A 16,102-nucleotide genomic window follows, 5' to 3' on the forward strand; every position below is an offset into this window, starting at 1 on the left:
GTTCGAATTTTACTCCAATCATTTAAACATCATAAATTTGCCCACCTATTTAATATAAAATCTTTGCTCATCTTATTTTGCCATCACACCCTGTGTGATTTTTATTTAGCAGGTTTTCATGAAACGCATTGTTCTTAGCACATCTTCTTCTAGCTTAAACTACATCAACACGCCTCATACCGTGCGTTTAGTGCCTTTTCACGTTATTATTGATGGCACAGACCATCTTGATATCAGAGACATTGACACCGCACGCCTAAGTCAAATGCTCTACGACAACCCCAATCTGTCCGTCAAAACCAGTCCACCCACCGCCGATGAGATTAATGCCTTATTTAACGAATTGTACGCTGAAGGCTATGAAGAGGTATTGGTTTGCACCATCTCATCCGCCATTAGTAAAAGCCATGAAATTTTTAATACACTAAAAACTAAATTTGTTGGCAAAATGAACATCTATGTGTACGACACCAAAACCCTAAATATTGACGAGGGGGCATTGGCATTTGAGGCGGACTTGATGATGCAAGAAGGCAAATCCATGCTTGACATTGTCAATCGCTTAGATGAATTACGCAAAAACAGCCTGTTTATGTTTACCTTATCTGACCTAAACTTTATCATCCGTAACAAAAAACTCTCCGCTCCTGCTGGCTTTATCGCCAATCTATTTGACATCAAACCTGTCATGTGGGTAGATGAATCGGGGCGTGTTATCCCTCGTGAAAAAATACGCAAAATTGAACGCAGTATCAATTACATTGCAGAAACCGCCATTCGTCATATAAACAATAAAGAGTCATTCATCTATATTGCAGACACAACCATGGGATTTTTCACCGAAGAGCTTCATGAATTATTGGCTAATAATTATAGATTCAACATTCCTGTCATACCTGTTTCCACCGTTTCTCTCGCCAATCATGGACCATTAGGCGTGGGATTGGGTGTATATTATGATAAAGCACCCAGAATCGTTAAATACCTTAAATAATCACAAGCGGACTTCGGTTTGCTTTTAATCATGTTTTGGCGGTAGTCTAAAAAGCATGGCAGTTAAACCACCGCCAAAAAAATTAAAAACCAATCAGCACAATGCCAATTGGTTTTATCGTAAAACATCAAACAGTCAAATCAAATCAACGATTTCACCGCTTCCACGACTTTATCAGTGGTAATGCCAAAATGTTTAAATAAATCTTTGGCAGGGGCGGATTCACCAAAGGTTGTCATGCCGATGACTTTGCCGTCAAGCCCGACAAATTTATACCAATAATCGGTAATGCCTGCTTCCACCGCCACACGACTGCGAATATCACTAGGTAGCACGCTCTCGATGTATTCACGGTCTTGCTTGACAAAGATTTCGGCACATGGCATAGACACCACACGCACGCCCACGCCCTGCTCGGTTAATGCTTTATGAGCTTGCATTGCCAAGTCCACTTCCGACCCTGTGGCGATGATGATGGCTTGTAAGTCGCCTTGTTCTTTGGCAAGGACATACGCCCCTTTTTCAATCAAGGCAACCTGCTCGTCCGTGCGGTCTTGATGAGTAAGGTTTTGGCGAGATAGGATAAGGGACGTTGGGGCATTGGCGGTTTGTAGGGCAACTTTCCATGCAACCGCCGCCTCCACCGTGTCGCACGGTCTCCAAGTGAAATGGTTTGGCGTTTGGCGTAGGCTTGCAATCTGCTCCACAGGCTGATGAGTCGGGCCGTCTTCGCCAAGCCCAATGCTGTCATGGGTATAGACATTGATGACACGCTGTTTCATGAGTGCCGACATACGCACCGCATTACGAGCGTACTCCATAAACATCAAAAACGTGGCAGTATAAGGGATAAATCCGCCATGTAACGCCACCCCGTTGGCGATGGCGGTCATGCCAAATTCACGCACGCCATAGTGGACATAGTTGCCGTCAGCGTGGTCTTGCACTCCCTTGGCACCGCTCCACAAGGTCAAGTTTGACCCTGCCAAGTCTGCCGAACCACCCAAAATCTCGGGCAATAATGGGGCAAACGCACCGATGGTATTTTGGCTTGCCTTGCGAGTGGCGATGGTGTCGCCTTTGGCTTGGCAGGCTTTGATAAACTCGTCCGCTTTGGCATTAAAATTGCTTGGCAATTCACCTGATAGTCTGCGTTGTAGCTCGCTCGCCTCACTTGGATATTTGGCTTGATACTCGGCAAATTGGGTATTCCAGTCGTTTTCTAACTTCTCGCCCTTGTCGCACGCATTCCACGCCTGATAAATGTCATCGGCAATTTCAAATGGATTGCTATTTGCCCAACCCAATTCGGCACGAGTCAAAGCGATTTCATCATTGCCCAATGGAGCTCCGTGGCAGTCTTCTTTGCCTTGTTTGTTGGGACTACCCAGACCGATGATGGTTTTGCAAATGATAAGCGTGGGTTTGTTGGTTTCGGCTTTGGCTTGCAGGGTTGCTTCACGAATAGCATCGGCATCGTGTCCGTCCACACGCAGTACCTGCCAGTTATAGCTTTCAAAGCGTTTGGCGGTGTCGTCAGAGAACCAACCCTCCACCTCACCATCAATAGAAATGCCGTTGTCATCATAATAGGCGATGAGCTTGCCCAGTCCTAACGTGCCAGCGAGCGAACAGGCTTCGTGCGACACGCCTTCCATAAGACAACCGTCCCCCAAAAAGCAGTAGGTATAGTGGTCGATGATGGCGTTGTCAGGCTTGTTAAATTGTCCTGCCAAGGTTTTTTCGGCCAAGGCAAAGCCCACCGCATTGGCAATGCCCTGCCCCAAAGGTCCTGTGGTCGTCTCAATGCCGTCGGCATAGCCGTGTTCGGGGTGTCCTGCGGTTTTGGCGTGGAGTTGGCGAAAATTTTTGATGTCGTCAATGGTCAAATCATAACCCGACAAATGTAGCAAGGCGTACAATAGCATAGAGCCATGTCCGTTTGACAATACAAAGCGGTCTCGGTTTGCCCATTTGGCGTTTTTGGGGTTGTGATTTAAAAATTCACGCCACACAACTTCGGCAATGTCTGCCATGCCCATGGGAGCCCCAGGGTGTCCTGAGTTGGCTTTTTGGACAGCATCCATGGCAAGGATACGAATGGCGTTGGCGTTGTGTCGCTCATTTAGGGGGGGATTAAAGGTGGGTAAAGTGGTCATAAGTCTTACTCGTGGCTCTAACAAGCGATTTAAAAAAGCATTATTTTATCACACTCTGCACGCCTTGACATCATTTTATATTTGGCGGTATCAATCAAAGCCATTGGCGATTTGATGATGACACAAGTGGGTTTATTTTAAAGCTGTGATACGGGCTAATGTTTATGGCACAAGTTATCTTTTGGCGGTAGCTTACGACCGATTAAATAAACATTTTGACTGAACACCCACTGATAAATCATAAAAATGCCATTTTTAATCGTCATTATATTTTTTGATAAATAATCATAAAATACTTTTTTGACTAAAAAACTCACATAAATTTTAAAAATCTTATGACAAAATTATCATTATAAGCCCTACAAATCTATACTTATTTTAAGGCTATTTAGAGTATCAATAAGCAGATATTTTTTTTAATTTATAAATAACAAAATATCTATCCAATCCTATCTTATGCCCAATAAAATTAAAATACACTATGGATTTTAAGGAAAATTACAATTCTCCCTTACCACCTAAAATAAATTTGTAGTCATTTTAAATTTTTTTGATATATCACCCATAACAAACCTACCCATTTTAATATTAAACCCTTAAAGACAAATAACCTTAAATAAAAAAACAGGTCATCTGACCTGTTTTTATGATAAGCGATGGATTATCTTTTGCTTGGATTTAGAGCGTTGCCAATTTTTTTGCTTAATAATGCAATGACAATCAAACTCACCCCATTGACAATAAACTCCACCCCCACAAAAATCCCCAGTACCGACACTGCCGATACAGGAAAATCTGCAAAAATCATCACGCTTAAAAGCAAAGACAGCACGCCTGCGATGATGAGTACAAAGCGAGTCTGCCCTTGACTTTTAATGCCCCACACGATACGCCCAATGCCTGTGGCAATCAGCAATATCGCAATGATGACAGCGAGCGAAACCACACTTGCCAAAGGATTGTACATCAAAAACAAACCCAAAATCGCCACCACCAGTCCGACAATCAGTCCCATTAGCTGAGTACCATCTTTGGGGTTTTTTAGGGCGGACAGTAAAGTCAAAAGACCGCTTATCACAAACATCACACCGGTGGCAATCATCAAAAGCTGTGATGCAAAAATGGGATTAAACAGGGTAAACACCCCACCAATCAGTGAAATCACGCCTGCAATGAGCCACCCTATCCAAGAACTCATATTAACTCCTCAAATAATCAAGCCACTATTATCAAACACACACTTTGACAATACCCATCTAAGTTTGTTTAGGCTTTAATTCAGCTTTAAAAAAAGTATTTTAGTCTTAGTGCTTATCATCAAGTTTTTGCTTGGCATCAATCACCACATCGGCGACTTTTTCTTTGGCGTCTTCATAAAACCCTTTGGCTTTATCCATAGCACCACCAAGCAAACTTTGGGCACCGTCTTTGAGAGTATCTGCCATCTCGCTGGTTTCTTGTTTAACCTTATCCACGCCTTACTGTACAATGCCTTCGGCTTGCAATTCTTTATCATCTAAGACTTTGCCAGCAACTTCTTTGGTTTTACCGATAACGCCATCAATAGACATCACATTTCTCCAATTTAAAAAGGGTGCAAAGAGTTGTTTAATACCAAACTCTTTGCGGTTTAAAATTCAAACATCACTTAGCAAACACGCCAAAGATGTCATTGATTATTTTTTCATCAAATAATCCGCCACCGCTTGATAAGCAGGGAGCGACCACGGGTCATTATGGGCATTACTTGCCACAGGGTTGGACGCAAAACGAACGATGACCATCTGAGCGGTAGGGTCAATATAAATCGCCTGCCCGTGAATGCCCCGTGCCATATACGCACCATTGGCATTATGCGACACCCACCACATATTGCGATAGCTCCACCCATCTAGGTTGGGGTAGTCGCCACTTTTGGCAAACTTCTCACGGTCGCCCCCACGCATCGTATCTGCCACCACTTGTGGGGCGATGATTTGTTTGCCGTTAAAGCGTCCGTTGTTACGCATCATCTCGCCAAACATCGCCATATCTTTTAAGTTTAGGCTCATACCACCCCCTGCAAAAGGAATGCCCGCCCCATCGGTCTGCATATAGCCGTCCACGCTTGCACCCATCGGCACCAAAAAACGCTCCGAAAACAGCTCGTCCACACCTTTGCCTGTGGCACGGGCGATAATCCACGCCATCACATCGGTATTGACGGTTTTATATTCGTGCTTGGTGTCGTGGGGGTGATTGTCTTTTTTGACGGTTTGCAAAAACTCATAGGTATTTTTGGGACCTGTGTAGTCTTTGCCCTGCATACTGGGCGTTACCGCCTTACCAAAGGCGACAATGTGTGCGTTGGGGTCGGCATAGTCCTCGCTGTATTGTAGCGATGCGGTCATATCTAGGACTTGGCGGACGGTGGCATCGCCCCACGCCGAATTTTTAAGCTCTGGCACATAGTCGGTCACTGGTTTTTTGTCGTCAATCACGCCTTCATAGATGAGCTGGGCGGCAAGCGTGCCAGTGTAGCTTTTGGTAACTGACATCAAAAGGTGCGTGCCTGTTGGCTTTAAGGCACTGTTATAATACTTTTCAAAGACGATTTTGCCCTTGTGTAGCACGATGATGCCATCGCCATAGACTTTACGCACAAAGGCATCTTCAACGCTCATCGGCACTTGCTCACTTTTGGGGACAAACTTGGGAACAAATTTGATGTTGGCGATGGCATTATCAAGGTCATACTCAAACTGATAACGCTCGCCTTGTGATGCTGGCACAACTTTGGTGGTGGTCAAAGACCGCACATTACTAAACGCCCAGCGAATGTAAGGAAAGGATTGGGCGTTGGCAAGGGTAACGATTTTATCATTTGGCGGTGGGAAGCCCTGCATAATGCCAAGTTTAATGGGGTCAGAATTTGCCCCATCTGGCAAGGCGTTTGGGTCATTGGGCAGTTGGATGGTTTTTGGGCTATCTTTGGCGTCTTTGGCAAGGGCTTGGCACGCTGACAGTAACACCACGCTGGTGGTCGCCACCGCTAAGGCAAGGGCTTTGTGTTTCATAAACAATCCTATTTTATTAACAACTAAAACAAATCAGGCAAATTTAAAAAATACAAATCTTATTATAACACAAACAAATAACTTTTTGGGACAAATATCCCTTGTCAATTATCCAAATTTATTGCCCAATTCTACAAACTTTTAAGTTTTTGGGTCAATCCGCCTTCCTTTATCTTGCAAAAAAATAAGAATTCTTTATGATAAAGCCTTTTTGCTTGCCCCAATAACTTTGATTATCTTAATAACCTTGAATTGATTTTGTGATGCTTGATGCCAATGCTTATTTTCCACGCTCGCTGATTGACAATCTTTTAACCATCATCACCCCCAACGAACGGCGTGTTACCCACATTGACAATCTGTATTTATTTCACAGCGACCGCCCTTATGTTGAATATGACGGCTCCATTAAAGGTTGTGGCATCTCCATTGTGCTACAAGGTCAAACACAAATGTACATCGGCAATGCGTATCATCAGCGAAATGTCGGACAAGTCATCGCATTTAGTGCCGATTTGCCAGTACGTGCACTCATTTGTAATGTCAGTGCCAGCTTGGTGCACCAGGGTGTCCAGAGTTGGCTTTTTGTACAGCATCCATCGCCAAAACACGAATGGCATTGGCGGTATAGCGTTCATTTAATGGTGGGTTAAAGGTGGGTAAACTGGTCATAAAAAGGTCTCAAAGTGAATAAAAAGGTTGAAATAAAATAAAAAGTTAATACAGTCAGTTTTTGAATTTATCATCAAGCAAAGCATCAAGCGTTTGTCCATCAAAAGTGGTTAAATACTGACTTGGCACGGTTTTGGTCAGCCATACGCCATTCTCGGCTTGATAAAAAACAAAACCATCTTTTAACATTTTCTCAGTATCAATCTTTAATAAGCGAACTTTGCCGTGCCTTGCACCAACTTTTTTGGCGGTTTCTAGGCTTTCAGACAAATGCACCAAATGGCGAGTTTTGCCAATCAAGCCCTCTTTGGCAATGTTTGGCAAAAATTGCCGAGCCGTACCGTGATATAAAGGGTTTGGTGGCGTTTTGATGGGATAATCCCTATCCACCATTGGTGTAGAATGCCCCTGCACTGCTCTGATTTGTGTGCCATCAGCTGAGAATTCAAAGCGTTTTTTATCGTTATTTGCCACCACTTCATCAATGGCTTCACGAGTAATTAAAAAAGGTAAATTGCCAAATTTGTTAATGTGATTTAATAAAACATCAATGTTGGTAAAACCTTGCTTATCCAAAGTAACTTTTACAATCTCGGGTTTATGCCGTAAAATAAGGCTTAAAAACTTACTGATTTTTTTGGCGATTTTTTCATCTGTTTGCAAATCATTATCCTTTAATGAATTAATAGGGATTTTAGTTCATCATATTTTGGAAATATCATATCCAAGCTAATCATCGGTATTTGATAAAACACGCTGGTAGCAATAATAAAACGGTCGGCTGGGTCTTTGTGGTGATTGCCCAGCCTTTCGGTAAGCATTGCAATTTCTTTATTAATGGGTAAAATCTCAATACCAACGCTTGCCAAAGATACCCATTGCTCAGCAGACATTGGTAATTCTAAGCGTTTTCGTTTAACAAGTTGAGCAATTTCCCAACACGAAGTTGCACTCACAAAAATCCTATCAGCATTTTGAATTGGGTCTAATATTCTTTTTGGTAAATCGTCATATTGCCAACGATACCAAATATGTGTATCTAATAATACCATTCAATCCAATTCCCAATCTTGGCTATCTGTAGTTGGAGCAATTAAATCATCGTGCCTTATCCCAATTCCCTTTAACAAAGGATTGGGCATATTTTTGGCTTTTTTTGCTGGATTATCCGCAGGAATTTCTTTAAATACCACTTCAAAATTGCCCATTCTAAATTGCTCTGGCACGGCAATTTGATTAACAGGCGTACGATAAATGGCTTGATAAGTTTGCATATTATCTCCTTATGTATTAAGAGATTAATGTAGGTGCATATTGCACACCTACGGCTATATAATACTTATTAATAAACTTTTTTGGCGATAAACCAACTAAGCACGCACAAAAATAGAAATATGCTTGCTACTACGGCGTGCGTTTGAAAAAATACATATTTAATAGTCATAATGCCCATTAAAAATCCAAAAGGCACGCAAAACACCAATAAAATCGCCCGAAAAATTCTAAACGCCAATGAGTGTTCTGGTTCAGGTTCAAAATCATCAACATCACTATCTGACATTTTATCCTACCCAATCACTTCCAAGCCACCCATATAACCCACCAACACTTTTGGTACAGTAATGGTGCCATCGGCATTTTGGTAATTTTCCATAATGGCAAGCAAAGTCCGCCCCACCGCCAAGCCAGAGCCGTTTAGGGTATGCACAAGCTCGGTCTTTTTGTCCACTTTGGTGCGGGCAAGCATACGGCGGGCTTGAAAGTCGCCACAGTTAGAACAGCTAGAAATCTCACGATAAGTATTTTGGGACGGTAGCCAGACTTCAATGTCATAAGTCTTAGTCGCACTAAATCCCATATCGCCTGTACAAAGGGTCAGCACACGGTAGGGAAGTTCTAACGCTTGTAAAATGCTTTCGGCTTGGGCGGTCATTTCTTCTAAGGCTTGCATAGAAGTTTCAGCTTTTACAATTTGCACCATTTCCACTTTTTCAAATTGGTGTTGGCGAATAAGCCCCCGAGTATCACGCCCTGCACTCCCCGCTTCGCTTCTAAAACACGGGGTATGGGCGGTCAATTTAATCGGCAAATCGCTTGGCTCAACAATCACATCACGCACGGTGTTGGTTAGCGGAACTTCTGATGTTGGAATGAGATAATAATTGTCAGCGTGAAATAAATCTTCTTCAAATTTAGGGAGTTGTCCTGTGCCTTTTAGGCTCTCGGCATTTACCATATAAGGCACATACATTTCGGTGTAGCCTTTATTGGTATGGGTGTCCAGCATAAATTGCACCAAGGCACGGTTTAATTTGGCAAGCTGTCCTTTTAACACACTAAACCGTGAACCTGTGAGTTTACTTGCCATTTCAAAATCTAAGAGTCCCAAACCCTCGCCCAAATCGGTATGGTCTTTAATCTCAAAATCAAACGCTCGTGGCACGCCAAAGCGGCGGATTTCCACATTGTCGTTTTCGTCTTCGCCCACAGGGACGCTGTCGTCTGGCAGGTTGGGGATTTTTAGGCTCTCACTTTCAATGATTGCAAGAAGTTCACGCAGTTTTTCTTCTCTATTTCTCAAAAAATTTGTAATATTCAAATCTTCTTTTGCAAGCTCTTTAAGTTTTTTCTCCTGAATAAGCTCACAAACTTCCACACCCACATCCAATGTCTCCTGAATGCGATCACTCATCCATTTGTCATCACTAATCAAGTAGCCATTAGCTTGTGGTTCACCATGTTTGTACGCCAAAAATTCTATCAACTGCTTAATATCTATATTGGCATTAAGCTTCTTTAATTCCCTTGCAATCTGACCAATTTGCTTGGAAATGTCATTTTTTTGGGCTTGCAGATTTTCGGTTTCTACCTGCAAAGATTTTCTTTTATTTTCAAGGTCTTGCCAAAAAGCAATGTCAAGTTCATAACCCCGAGTGGCAAGACGGGCTTTTAGGGTTTCAAGGTCAGAGCGGAGCAGTTTTGGGTCTAGCATTGTTTTTGTCCTAACATGAGCAAAGGCATACGCCAATTGCCAAAATTTGAGATTTTAAAAATAAAGCAATTATAACAAATTTTTTGGCAAATTCCCATTAGGATTTTTAATGAAAATTTGCCATAATAGTGCTACAATACCTCATTTTATTCCAAGGAACAAACAATGAGCAAGCAAAAAGCCCTTTATCCCTACACCATACAGCCTGTCGCTCTAAATATGACAGAGAGCGAATTTAAATCCGCCCAGCTCGCCCTATTTAATAAATCCAGTCAATCCTTTGGGCTAAAATCCATTCGTACCAAAGAATGGATTGTGCTTGGCGTGCTGGCGGTGGCGAGCATTTTGGGCATTATTTTTGTGTCGGGCTATTCTACGATTTTGTTTTGGCTAACTTTGGGACTGTGCATTGGCTATTTAATTGCCCGCACAAAAGGATTGCAATGGTATGCCAAACGAGAATTTGACAAACAGCTCAATGAGACTAAATTACCGCCTGAGCTTAACCAAATGAAATTGGGCGTACAACCACAAGGCTTGGTGATGAGCGTCCCAATGGCAAATGAGCAACTAGAACAAATCCAATCGGCAAGCAAAAAACGTGGACATACGGCACAAGGCTTTACCATGAAAGCCATGCCTATGCAACAGGCGATTATCCCTTGGACGGCGGTAACTTCATGGGACGAGACCGATGAGTTTATTTTTGCCATGTTTGAACATCAAGGGCAAAAAGGCTCACAAATTATCCCAAAACGCTTAAAAAACAATCACTTACCGATTGATACCATTATTAAGCATTTGGGCGAGGTTACGCCAAAAGGGTTAAAGATGGAAAGTATGGCTTAGGACGAGCCTGCCTTTGGTGTTTACACTAAAAATGACACGTTTTTTAAGGAAAAACTTAAGGTTGATGGTCATTCCATCAAAAGACCCCTTCAAAACCCTTTGACACACTAAAATACCCCAATAAACCATAAAGTATTACTAACCCTGACTACATTAAACTTGATTGGGGTTAAGAATAACAAACTTTCTGTTAAACGCCGTAAAATAAGAGTGTGCAGAATAAGTCTTATTTTGATTGGTTGTTGTTTGGTCAGGGGGTGTAGTGCGATTGCTCTGAACCACCGCTTATTTTATAAAACTCACCCACTTCCACTTTTTGACCGTTTGGCAATTCACAAATATTGACTTGTTTGCCATTTACAGTGGTGGGATTGACAAAACCTTTTTGTTTTAAACAAAATTCGGTGGCAGGGGTAGAAATACCAACCACTTTAACATCGGTGGGAATGACGCTGATAGAACAAGCGGTTAAGGTTAAAAGGGCGATGAAGGGAAATAAAAGTTTCATAAAGCACCTATTGAGTGGTTGGGTTAATTGTCATTGCTATGATTTGTTTGGGTAAAGTCTTTACTGTCCACCAAATAAAAATAGCCTTTATCATCTATTTTATAACTATTTTCTTGGGTGGGGTCGCCATCGTGAAAATCGGTTACTGTGATTTGTTCTTTTGTTAATAGGGAAGTTACTGTCCAATTATGCTCTCTCACACTATCTAAAGCAATTTCTAATACATCAATGATATGACCTTTGTTGTCTATATTGATGAGTTTGGTGGAGAGAATGTCTCTATTTTCTTTAATGGCAATAATCAAACTTTTTATGGTAGGCTGATAATCTACCACACCCAATAAATAAATTTCTTCTGCATTGGGGTAGATGCCTGAAAAATATTTGGCAGTTTTTCTATCTATTTTATTTAAGTTATCATTAAAGCTGATATTCACTTCTAAGGGTAAGGATTGATTGGGAATATTAGAAAAGTCCATTTGATGATAGGATGTATCGGATTTTAAAGTAATTTTATAATAACCCATCACTTTTGTTGGATAACCTTGAGATTGAATGGCATATAAGGTATTATCGTCAGCAAAAAATGTATCGTCCAAAAAACATAACGAATTTTGGTAATCCAATTTTAAAACATAATTAAAAATGTCATTAAGTTCTATGATTTTAATCCATTCGCCATTGACTTTCTTTTGGATAAAATGGGTGTGGCATTCTTGTCCACCATAATAAGCGGTCATTTTATAATTGCCACTTGGCGATGATAATCCATCATAATTGGGATTGCCAACGACTTCTGTTGTTTTTCCCGTATTAAGATTAAAACTCATATCGCTAGAATGCCCGCCTTCGGCAAGCAAGATATTATCATCAGGGTAATAGGCGATAAAAGACGCGTAGGGATGATGAATGCTGCCGCCATTTTTAAAATGAATGCTTTTTATAATGCCATCAGCTTCTGTGTTTTCGTCAAATTCCACAATGCCTTGTAATAAAGTTTTGGCTTGTTCCAAATCTTTAATTGCGGTGGGTATTGGCTTTTGTTTTTGGGTAAGTTTATCAAAGGCGGATTGGTATTGTTGTTTGCTGATTTTTTCAATCAATAAAGGATAATCATCAATGGTAAATCCATTATCAAAAATATCACTTGTCATTGTTTCTTTTGGCTTATTGGTTTCTTGTTGGATTTCTTTATTTTCTTGGGGTGTAACTTCTATTAAAGGGGCGGTATTTTGTTTGGGTTGTGTATTGTTAGATTGAATGGGATTTGCTGGCTCTTGATGATTGGGGCAAGCAGTAAGCAATAATAGGGCGATTAAGGGGAATAGAAGTTTCATAAAGCACCTATTGAGTGGTTGGGTTGATGATTGAAATTGGTTTAATTATCATTACCATGATTTGTTTGGGTAAAGTCTTTACTGTCCACCAAATAAAAATAACCTTTATCATCTATTTTGTAACTATTTTCTTGGGTGGGATCGCCATCGTGAAAATCGGTTACTGTGATTTGTTCTTTTTGTAATGCAGAAGTAGTTTTTGACCAGCTTTCAGCAATTTCATCATAAGCAATATTAAGTGTATCAATGATATTGCCGTTTTTATCAATATTGATAAGATGAGTGATAAGTTCGTGTTCATTTTCTGTATTAGAAAATGTCATTATTAAACTTGTGATGTTGGGATTATAAGACACTTTACCAAGAATCACAAGCTCTTTGGCGGTAGGATAAAGTCCAGCAAAGAATTTGGCTTGGTTTTTATTTAAATGAGTGAATTGTTCATAATTGTCAAAGTCAATCGCCACTTCTAAGGGTAAGGGCTTTTGGGGAATGGTGGTTAAATCGAATGAATTTGTGAATTCATCAAATTTAAAATAAATTTTATAATAATCACTGTCATCGTTTTCTTTATTTTTTGTAACTTTAATATAGGCGGTTTGATTATTTTCAAAAAACCCAAATTGATAACCACAAATCTCCAGTTGATTATCCTGTTTGCTAATGGTTTGGTTAAAAATATCATCTAAACGAATAATGGCTGTCCATTCATTGTTAATATATTTTTCAACAAAAGGATAGGCACAACCTTCATACGCTGTGCCAGAAAAACGGTATCGTTTATTGGGGGAGGTAAAAGAATTGAGCTTGTAAGTGCCAATAAATTTACCTGTATTTAGACTAATACCAGAATAACCATCGTCCATGATAATGGATAAAGTATTTTCATCTGCATTGTAAAATTCAAAATCCGCTAAAAGTTTGACAGTATTGCCATTTTTTGCATTAATTTGAGTAATTAAGTCATTTTCATCAACTTCTATCACGCCTTTTAATGCTACTTTGGCATGATTGATGTCATCAAATCCTGTGGTAATGGTTGAATTTTCTATTGTTAGGGATTTGTCCAATACTTTGGTAAATTCTTGTTTGGATATTTTTTGAATGGATAAGGGATAATCATCAATCGTAAACCCATTATTAAAAATATCGCTTGTGATTGTTTCTTCTAATGGGTTGGTTTCTTGATTGGTTTGATTTTCTTGGGGTGTAACTTCTATTAAAGGGGCAGTACTTTCTTGTTTGGGCTGTGTATTATCAGATTGAATAGAGTTTGCCTGCCCTTGATTATTGGGGCAAGCAGTAAGCAATAATAGGGCGATTAGGGGGAATAAAATTTTCATAAAAATCCCTTTTAATATGAACGATAACAAAAATCTAATGTGCTATCTTTGGTTTTACGACAAGCCAATAAATTTTCACGACTTTCGCTTTCTTTTTGAGTTAAGATTTTGAGAGTTTTTTGGTCTCGGTAGTAAGGTGCAACTGACGTAGGCTTGTTTAAATTATTATTGGGATAATAAGTAATCTCATAATTTCCTGTCATTGTTTCGGTTTCAAAATGATATTTTTTGTTATTGAATGTCAAAATAGCATACATACCACCTGCACCACCACCAGTTTGCATAAGGCAGGCGGATTTCTTTTGTAATTTATTGTTTTTAAATAAATAACAAGTAGCTTTTTGGTCGGGATTTTCATAGGCAAAACTTGTGTTGGGTAATAACATAAAGAATGCAATAATAATGAGAGCTTTCATAAACTCGCCTGATTAAAAACACAAACCTTCATTTCTGCCAATAAAACAGCGATAAAATCCCTGCCGCAATCAGCGGACCGACAGGCACACCTCTTAAAAACGCCACGCCCAGTACCGTGCCAATGAGTAGCCCTGCAATAACGCTTGGTTCAGCAGTCATTAACTTAACGCCACGACCGCCCAGATAGGCAACCAACAGCCCCACCAAAATGGCAATGAGCGATTTTGGACTGACAAAGGATTGCAAAATCGTCTCACTGCTCAATTTGCCACTGGCAATCGGGGTCAGCACGCCAATGGTCAAAATCAAAATGCCCAAACTTAGCCCATATTTGTCCACATAGGGCAAAAGTACAGCACCAAAAGGGCTGACTTTGATGATGATTAAGAGAGCGGTCGCCAAAACAATCGTATTATTTTGGCTAAACACGCCCAAGCCCAGCAAAATAAACAAAACAATTAAGCTGACATCAAGGTTGGCAAAGCTTGGCATTTTAATGACTTTAACCTATTTGGACATTAAACCCACTTATACACTTATACATTAAACCTAAAATGCATCACATCACCGTCCTGCACCACATAGGTTTTGCCTTCTAGGCGAGATTTGCCTGCCGAGCTTGCCCCTTTTTCGCCTTGATATTCAATAAAATCATCAAAGGCAATCACTTCGGCACGGATAAAGCCACGCTCAAAGTCGGTATGAATCACGCCCGCCGCCTGTGGTGCGGTCGCCCCAACAGGCACCGTCCACGCTCGTACTTCTTTGACCCCTGCGGTAAAGTAGGTTTGCATTTTTAACAGCTCATAACCTGCACGGATAACTCTATCCAAGCCTGCCTCTGCCATTCCCAAACTTTCTAAAAACTCTGCCTTTTCGTCTTCGTCAAGCTGGGCGATTTCCGATTCTAGTTGGTTGCAAAGTGGCACAACAATGGCATTATCATTTTTGGCAAATTCACGCACCGCATCCAAATGGGGGTTATTGTCAAAGCCGTCTTCACTCACATTGGCGATGTACATCACAGGTTTTAGGGTGATAAGTCCATAGGATTTGATGAGTTTTTTCTCATCATCGTCTAAATTTGCCATTCTAGCAGGTTTGCCATCCGCCAAAAATGGCTCAATCTTGGTAAAGACATCTAGCATTGCTTTGGCTTCTTTGTCGCCCCCTTTGGCTTTTTTGCCGACATTGGTGATGGCACGGGTGACGGCTTCTAAGTCCGCCAATGCAAGCTCGGTGTTAATTGTTTCAATGTCCGACAAAGGATTGACCCGACCGTCCACATGAATGACATTGTCATCATCAAAGCACCGCACGACATGGGCGATGGCGTCCGTCTCACGGATATTGGCAAGAAATTGGTTGCCCATACCCTCGCCTTTGCTTGCCCCTGCCACAAGCCCTGCAATGTCCACAAATTCCATACTGGTGGGAATCACTCGTTCAGGCTTTACGATGTCGGCAAGTTGTTTTAGGCGTGGGTCAGGCACAGGCACAATGCCTGTGTTGGGGTCTTTGGTACAAAAGGGGAAGTTTTCGGCAGCGATGCCTGCTTTGGTCAGTGCGTTAAAAAGGGTGGATTTGCCCACATTTGGCAGTCCAACAATACCACAATTAAAGCCCATGAGTTATCTCTCTGTTAAATTTAAATCTTTTATTATAGCAAAGTTTAGGCGATAAATTAAGCAAAATTTACGTATTTTCAAACCAACGCAGTTCGATTGGTTTGAAGGTTTGCAGCAAACGGTTAATCTATATTATTTAAAAATCAT

17 protein-coding genes and 2 pseudogenes are annotated in these 16,102 nt (G+C 40.9%); 3 read left to right on the forward strand and 16 right to left on the reverse strand.

Annotated elements, in window-relative coordinates:
• The first annotated feature begins 118 nt into the window (after positions 1-118).
• A complete protein-coding gene (locus DX073_RS03805; RefSeq protein ID WP_115005693.1) occupies positions 119-994 on the forward strand; it encodes a DegV family protein in 876 nt (291 codons plus the stop codon).
• 140 nt (positions 995-1,134) lie between these two features.
• Here the strand turns inward: DX073_RS03805 and tkt are convergent, their stop codons facing one another.
• The 4 genes from tkt to DX073_RS03825 all read right to left on the reverse strand — a co-directional run bounded on the left by tkt (position 1,135) and on the right by DX073_RS03825 (position 6,209).
• The gene (tkt, locus tag DX073_RS03810) at positions 1,135-3,153 is read right to left on the reverse strand and encodes a transketolase (protein ID WP_115005695.1); all 2,019 of its coding nucleotides are present in this window, start codon (positions 3,151-3,153) and stop codon (positions 1,135-1,137) included.
• 661 nt (positions 3,154-3,814) lie between these two features.
• Positions 3,815-4,351, reverse strand: a complete 537-nt coding sequence (locus DX073_RS03815) for an HdeD family acid-resistance protein (RefSeq protein WP_115005697.1) — start codon at positions 4,349-4,351, stop codon at positions 3,815-3,817.
• 106 nt (positions 4,352-4,457) lie between these two features.
• Positions 4,458-4,628 carry a CsbD family protein gene (locus tag DX073_RS14465; protein ID WP_115005699.1) on the reverse strand — a complete coding sequence of 57 codons (171 nt, stop codon included), beginning with the start codon at positions 4,626-4,628 and terminating at the stop codon, positions 4,458-4,460.
• Between the two features lie 201 nt (positions 4,629-4,829).
• A complete protein-coding gene (locus tag DX073_RS03825; RefSeq protein WP_220186704.1) occupies positions 4,830-6,209 on the reverse strand; it encodes a serine hydrolase domain-containing protein in 1,380 nt (459 codons plus the stop codon).
• 263 nt (positions 6,210-6,472) lie between these two features.
• On the opposite strand from DX073_RS03825, the pseudogene DX073_RS14655 reads away from it, so the two are divergent.
• Positions 6,473-6,745 (forward strand): annotated as a pseudogene (locus DX073_RS14655) (hypothetical protein); the annotation flags it as partial.
• A gap of 19 nt (positions 6,746-6,764) precedes the next feature.
• Here DX073_RS14655 and DX073_RS15020 read toward each other — a convergent pair.
• The 6 genes and pseudogenes from DX073_RS15020 to serS form a co-directional block, all read right to left on the reverse strand.
• A pseudogene (locus tag DX073_RS15020) lies at positions 6,765-6,881 on the reverse strand (hypothetical protein); the annotation flags it as partial.
• 54 nt (positions 6,882-6,935) lie between these two features.
• Positions 6,936-7,544, reverse strand: a complete 609-nt coding sequence (locus tag DX073_RS03835; RefSeq protein WP_115005703.1) for an RNA 2'-phosphotransferase — start codon at positions 7,542-7,544, stop codon at positions 6,936-6,938.
• A gap of 11 nt (positions 7,545-7,555) precedes the next feature.
• Positions 7,556-7,933 (reverse strand): type II toxin-antitoxin system VapC family toxin, encoded by a 378-nt coding sequence (locus DX073_RS03840; RefSeq protein WP_115005705.1) that lies wholly within the window; start codon positions 7,931-7,933, stop codon positions 7,556-7,558.
• Complete coding sequence (locus tag DX073_RS03845) at positions 7,934-8,155, reverse strand: hypothetical protein (protein ID WP_115005708.1); 222 nt, start codon at positions 8,153-8,155, stop codon at positions 7,934-7,936.
• 68 nt (positions 8,156-8,223) lie between these two features.
• Positions 8,224-8,442, reverse strand: a complete 219-nt coding sequence (locus DX073_RS03850; RefSeq protein WP_115005709.1) for a hypothetical protein — start codon at positions 8,440-8,442, stop codon at positions 8,224-8,226.
• Positions 8,443-8,448: 6 nt separating this feature from the next.
• Positions 8,449-9,873, reverse strand: a complete 1,425-nt coding sequence (serS, locus tag DX073_RS03855; protein WP_258556865.1) for a serine--tRNA ligase — start codon at positions 9,871-9,873, stop codon at positions 8,449-8,451.
• A gap of 165 nt (positions 9,874-10,038) precedes the next feature.
• On the opposite strand from serS, the gene DX073_RS03865 reads away from it, so the two are divergent.
• The gene (locus DX073_RS03865; protein WP_115005712.1) at positions 10,039-10,722 is read left to right on the forward strand and encodes a YcxB family protein; all 684 of its coding nucleotides are present in this window, start codon (positions 10,039-10,041) and stop codon (positions 10,720-10,722) included.
• Positions 10,723-10,972: 250 nt separating this feature from the next.
• Here the strand turns inward: DX073_RS03865 and DX073_RS03870 are convergent, their stop codons facing one another.
• Genes DX073_RS03870 through ychF form a run of 6 tightly spaced genes read right to left on the reverse strand, consistent with a single transcriptional unit; the run spans position 10,973 to position 15,955 of the window.
• On the reverse strand, positions 10,973-11,230 hold the full coding sequence (locus DX073_RS03870; RefSeq protein WP_115005714.1) for a DUF333 domain-containing protein: 258 nt from the start codon (positions 11,228-11,230) through the stop codon (positions 10,973-10,975).
• 23 nt (positions 11,231-11,253) lie between these two features.
• Positions 11,254-12,567 carry a hypothetical protein gene (locus DX073_RS03875; protein ID WP_115005716.1) on the reverse strand — a complete coding sequence of 438 codons (1,314 nt, stop codon included), beginning with the start codon at positions 12,565-12,567 and terminating at the stop codon, positions 11,254-11,256.
• A gap of 41 nt (positions 12,568-12,608) precedes the next feature.
• On the reverse strand, positions 12,609-13,910 hold the full coding sequence (locus DX073_RS03880; protein ID WP_115005718.1) for a hypothetical protein: 1,302 nt from the start codon (positions 13,908-13,910) through the stop codon (positions 12,609-12,611).
• A gap of 11 nt (positions 13,911-13,921) precedes the next feature.
• The gene (locus DX073_RS03885; RefSeq protein WP_115005720.1) at positions 13,922-14,326 is read right to left on the reverse strand and encodes a hypothetical protein; all 405 of its coding nucleotides are present in this window, start codon (positions 14,324-14,326) and stop codon (positions 13,922-13,924) included.
• A gap of 28 nt (positions 14,327-14,354) precedes the next feature.
• Positions 14,355-14,819, reverse strand: a complete 465-nt coding sequence (locus DX073_RS03890; RefSeq protein ID WP_115005722.1) for a DUF441 domain-containing protein — start codon at positions 14,817-14,819, stop codon at positions 14,355-14,357.
• Positions 14,820-14,863: 44 nt separating this feature from the next.
• Complete coding sequence (gene ychF, locus DX073_RS03895) at positions 14,864-15,955, reverse strand: redox-regulated ATPase YchF (RefSeq protein ID WP_115005724.1); 1,092 nt, start codon at positions 15,953-15,955, stop codon at positions 14,864-14,866.
• Between the last annotated feature and the right edge of the window lie 147 nt (positions 15,956-16,102).

Source organism: Moraxella lacunata (genome assembly GCF_900453205.1).
Lineage (GTDB): Bacteria > Pseudomonadota > Gammaproteobacteria > Pseudomonadales > Moraxellaceae > Moraxella > Moraxella lacunata_B.

What these genes read in the sequence shown, in the direction of transcription:
- DX073_RS03805 (WP_115005693.1), top strand. Translation starts at nt 119, where the DNA reads ATGAAACGCATTGTTCTTAGCACATCTTCTTCTAGCTTAAACTACATC.
- tkt (WP_115005695.1), bottom strand. Translation starts at nt 3,153, where the DNA reads ATGACCACTTTACCCACCTTTAATCCCCCCCTAAATGAGCGACACAAC.
- DX073_RS03815 (WP_115005697.1), bottom strand. Translation starts at nt 4,351, where the DNA reads ATGAGTTCTTGGATAGGGTGGCTCATTGCAGGCGTGATTTCACTGATT.
- DX073_RS03825 (WP_220186704.1), bottom strand. Translation starts at nt 6,209, where the DNA reads ATGAAACACAAAGCCCTTGCCTTAGCGGTGGCGACCACCAGCGTGGTG.
- DX073_RS03840 (WP_115005705.1), bottom strand. Translation starts at nt 7,933, where the DNA reads ATGGTATTATTAGATACACATATTTGGTATCGTTGGCAATATGACGAT.
- DX073_RS03845 (WP_115005708.1), bottom strand. Translation starts at nt 8,155, where the DNA reads ATGCAAACTTATCAAGCCATTTATCGTACGCCTGTTAATCAAATTGCC.
- DX073_RS03850 (WP_115005709.1), bottom strand. Translation starts at nt 8,442, where the DNA reads ATGTCAGATAGTGATGTTGATGATTTTGAACCTGAACCAGAACACTCA.
- serS (WP_258556865.1), bottom strand. Translation starts at nt 9,873, where the DNA reads ATGCTAGACCCAAAACTGCTCCGCTCTGACCTTGAAACCCTAAAAGCC.
- DX073_RS03865 (WP_115005712.1), top strand. Translation starts at nt 10,039, where the DNA reads ATGAGCAAGCAAAAAGCCCTTTATCCCTACACCATACAGCCTGTCGCT.
- DX073_RS03870 (WP_115005714.1), bottom strand. Translation starts at nt 11,230, where the DNA reads ATGAAACTTTTATTTCCCTTCATCGCCCTTTTAACCTTAACCGCTTGT.
- DX073_RS03875 (WP_115005716.1), bottom strand. Translation starts at nt 12,567, where the DNA reads ATGAAACTTCTATTCCCCTTAATCGCCCTATTATTGCTTACTGCTTGC.
- DX073_RS03880 (WP_115005718.1), bottom strand. Translation starts at nt 13,910, where the DNA reads ATGAAAATTTTATTCCCCCTAATCGCCCTATTATTGCTTACTGCTTGC.
- DX073_RS03885 (WP_115005720.1), bottom strand. Translation starts at nt 14,326, where the DNA reads ATGAAAGCTCTCATTATTATTGCATTCTTTATGTTATTACCCAACACA.
- DX073_RS03890 (WP_115005722.1), bottom strand. Translation starts at nt 14,819, where the DNA reads ATGCCAAGCTTTGCCAACCTTGATGTCAGCTTAATTGTTTTGTTTATT.
- ychF (WP_115005724.1), bottom strand. Translation starts at nt 15,955, where the DNA reads ATGGGCTTTAATTGTGGTATTGTTGGACTGCCAAATGTGGGCAAATCC.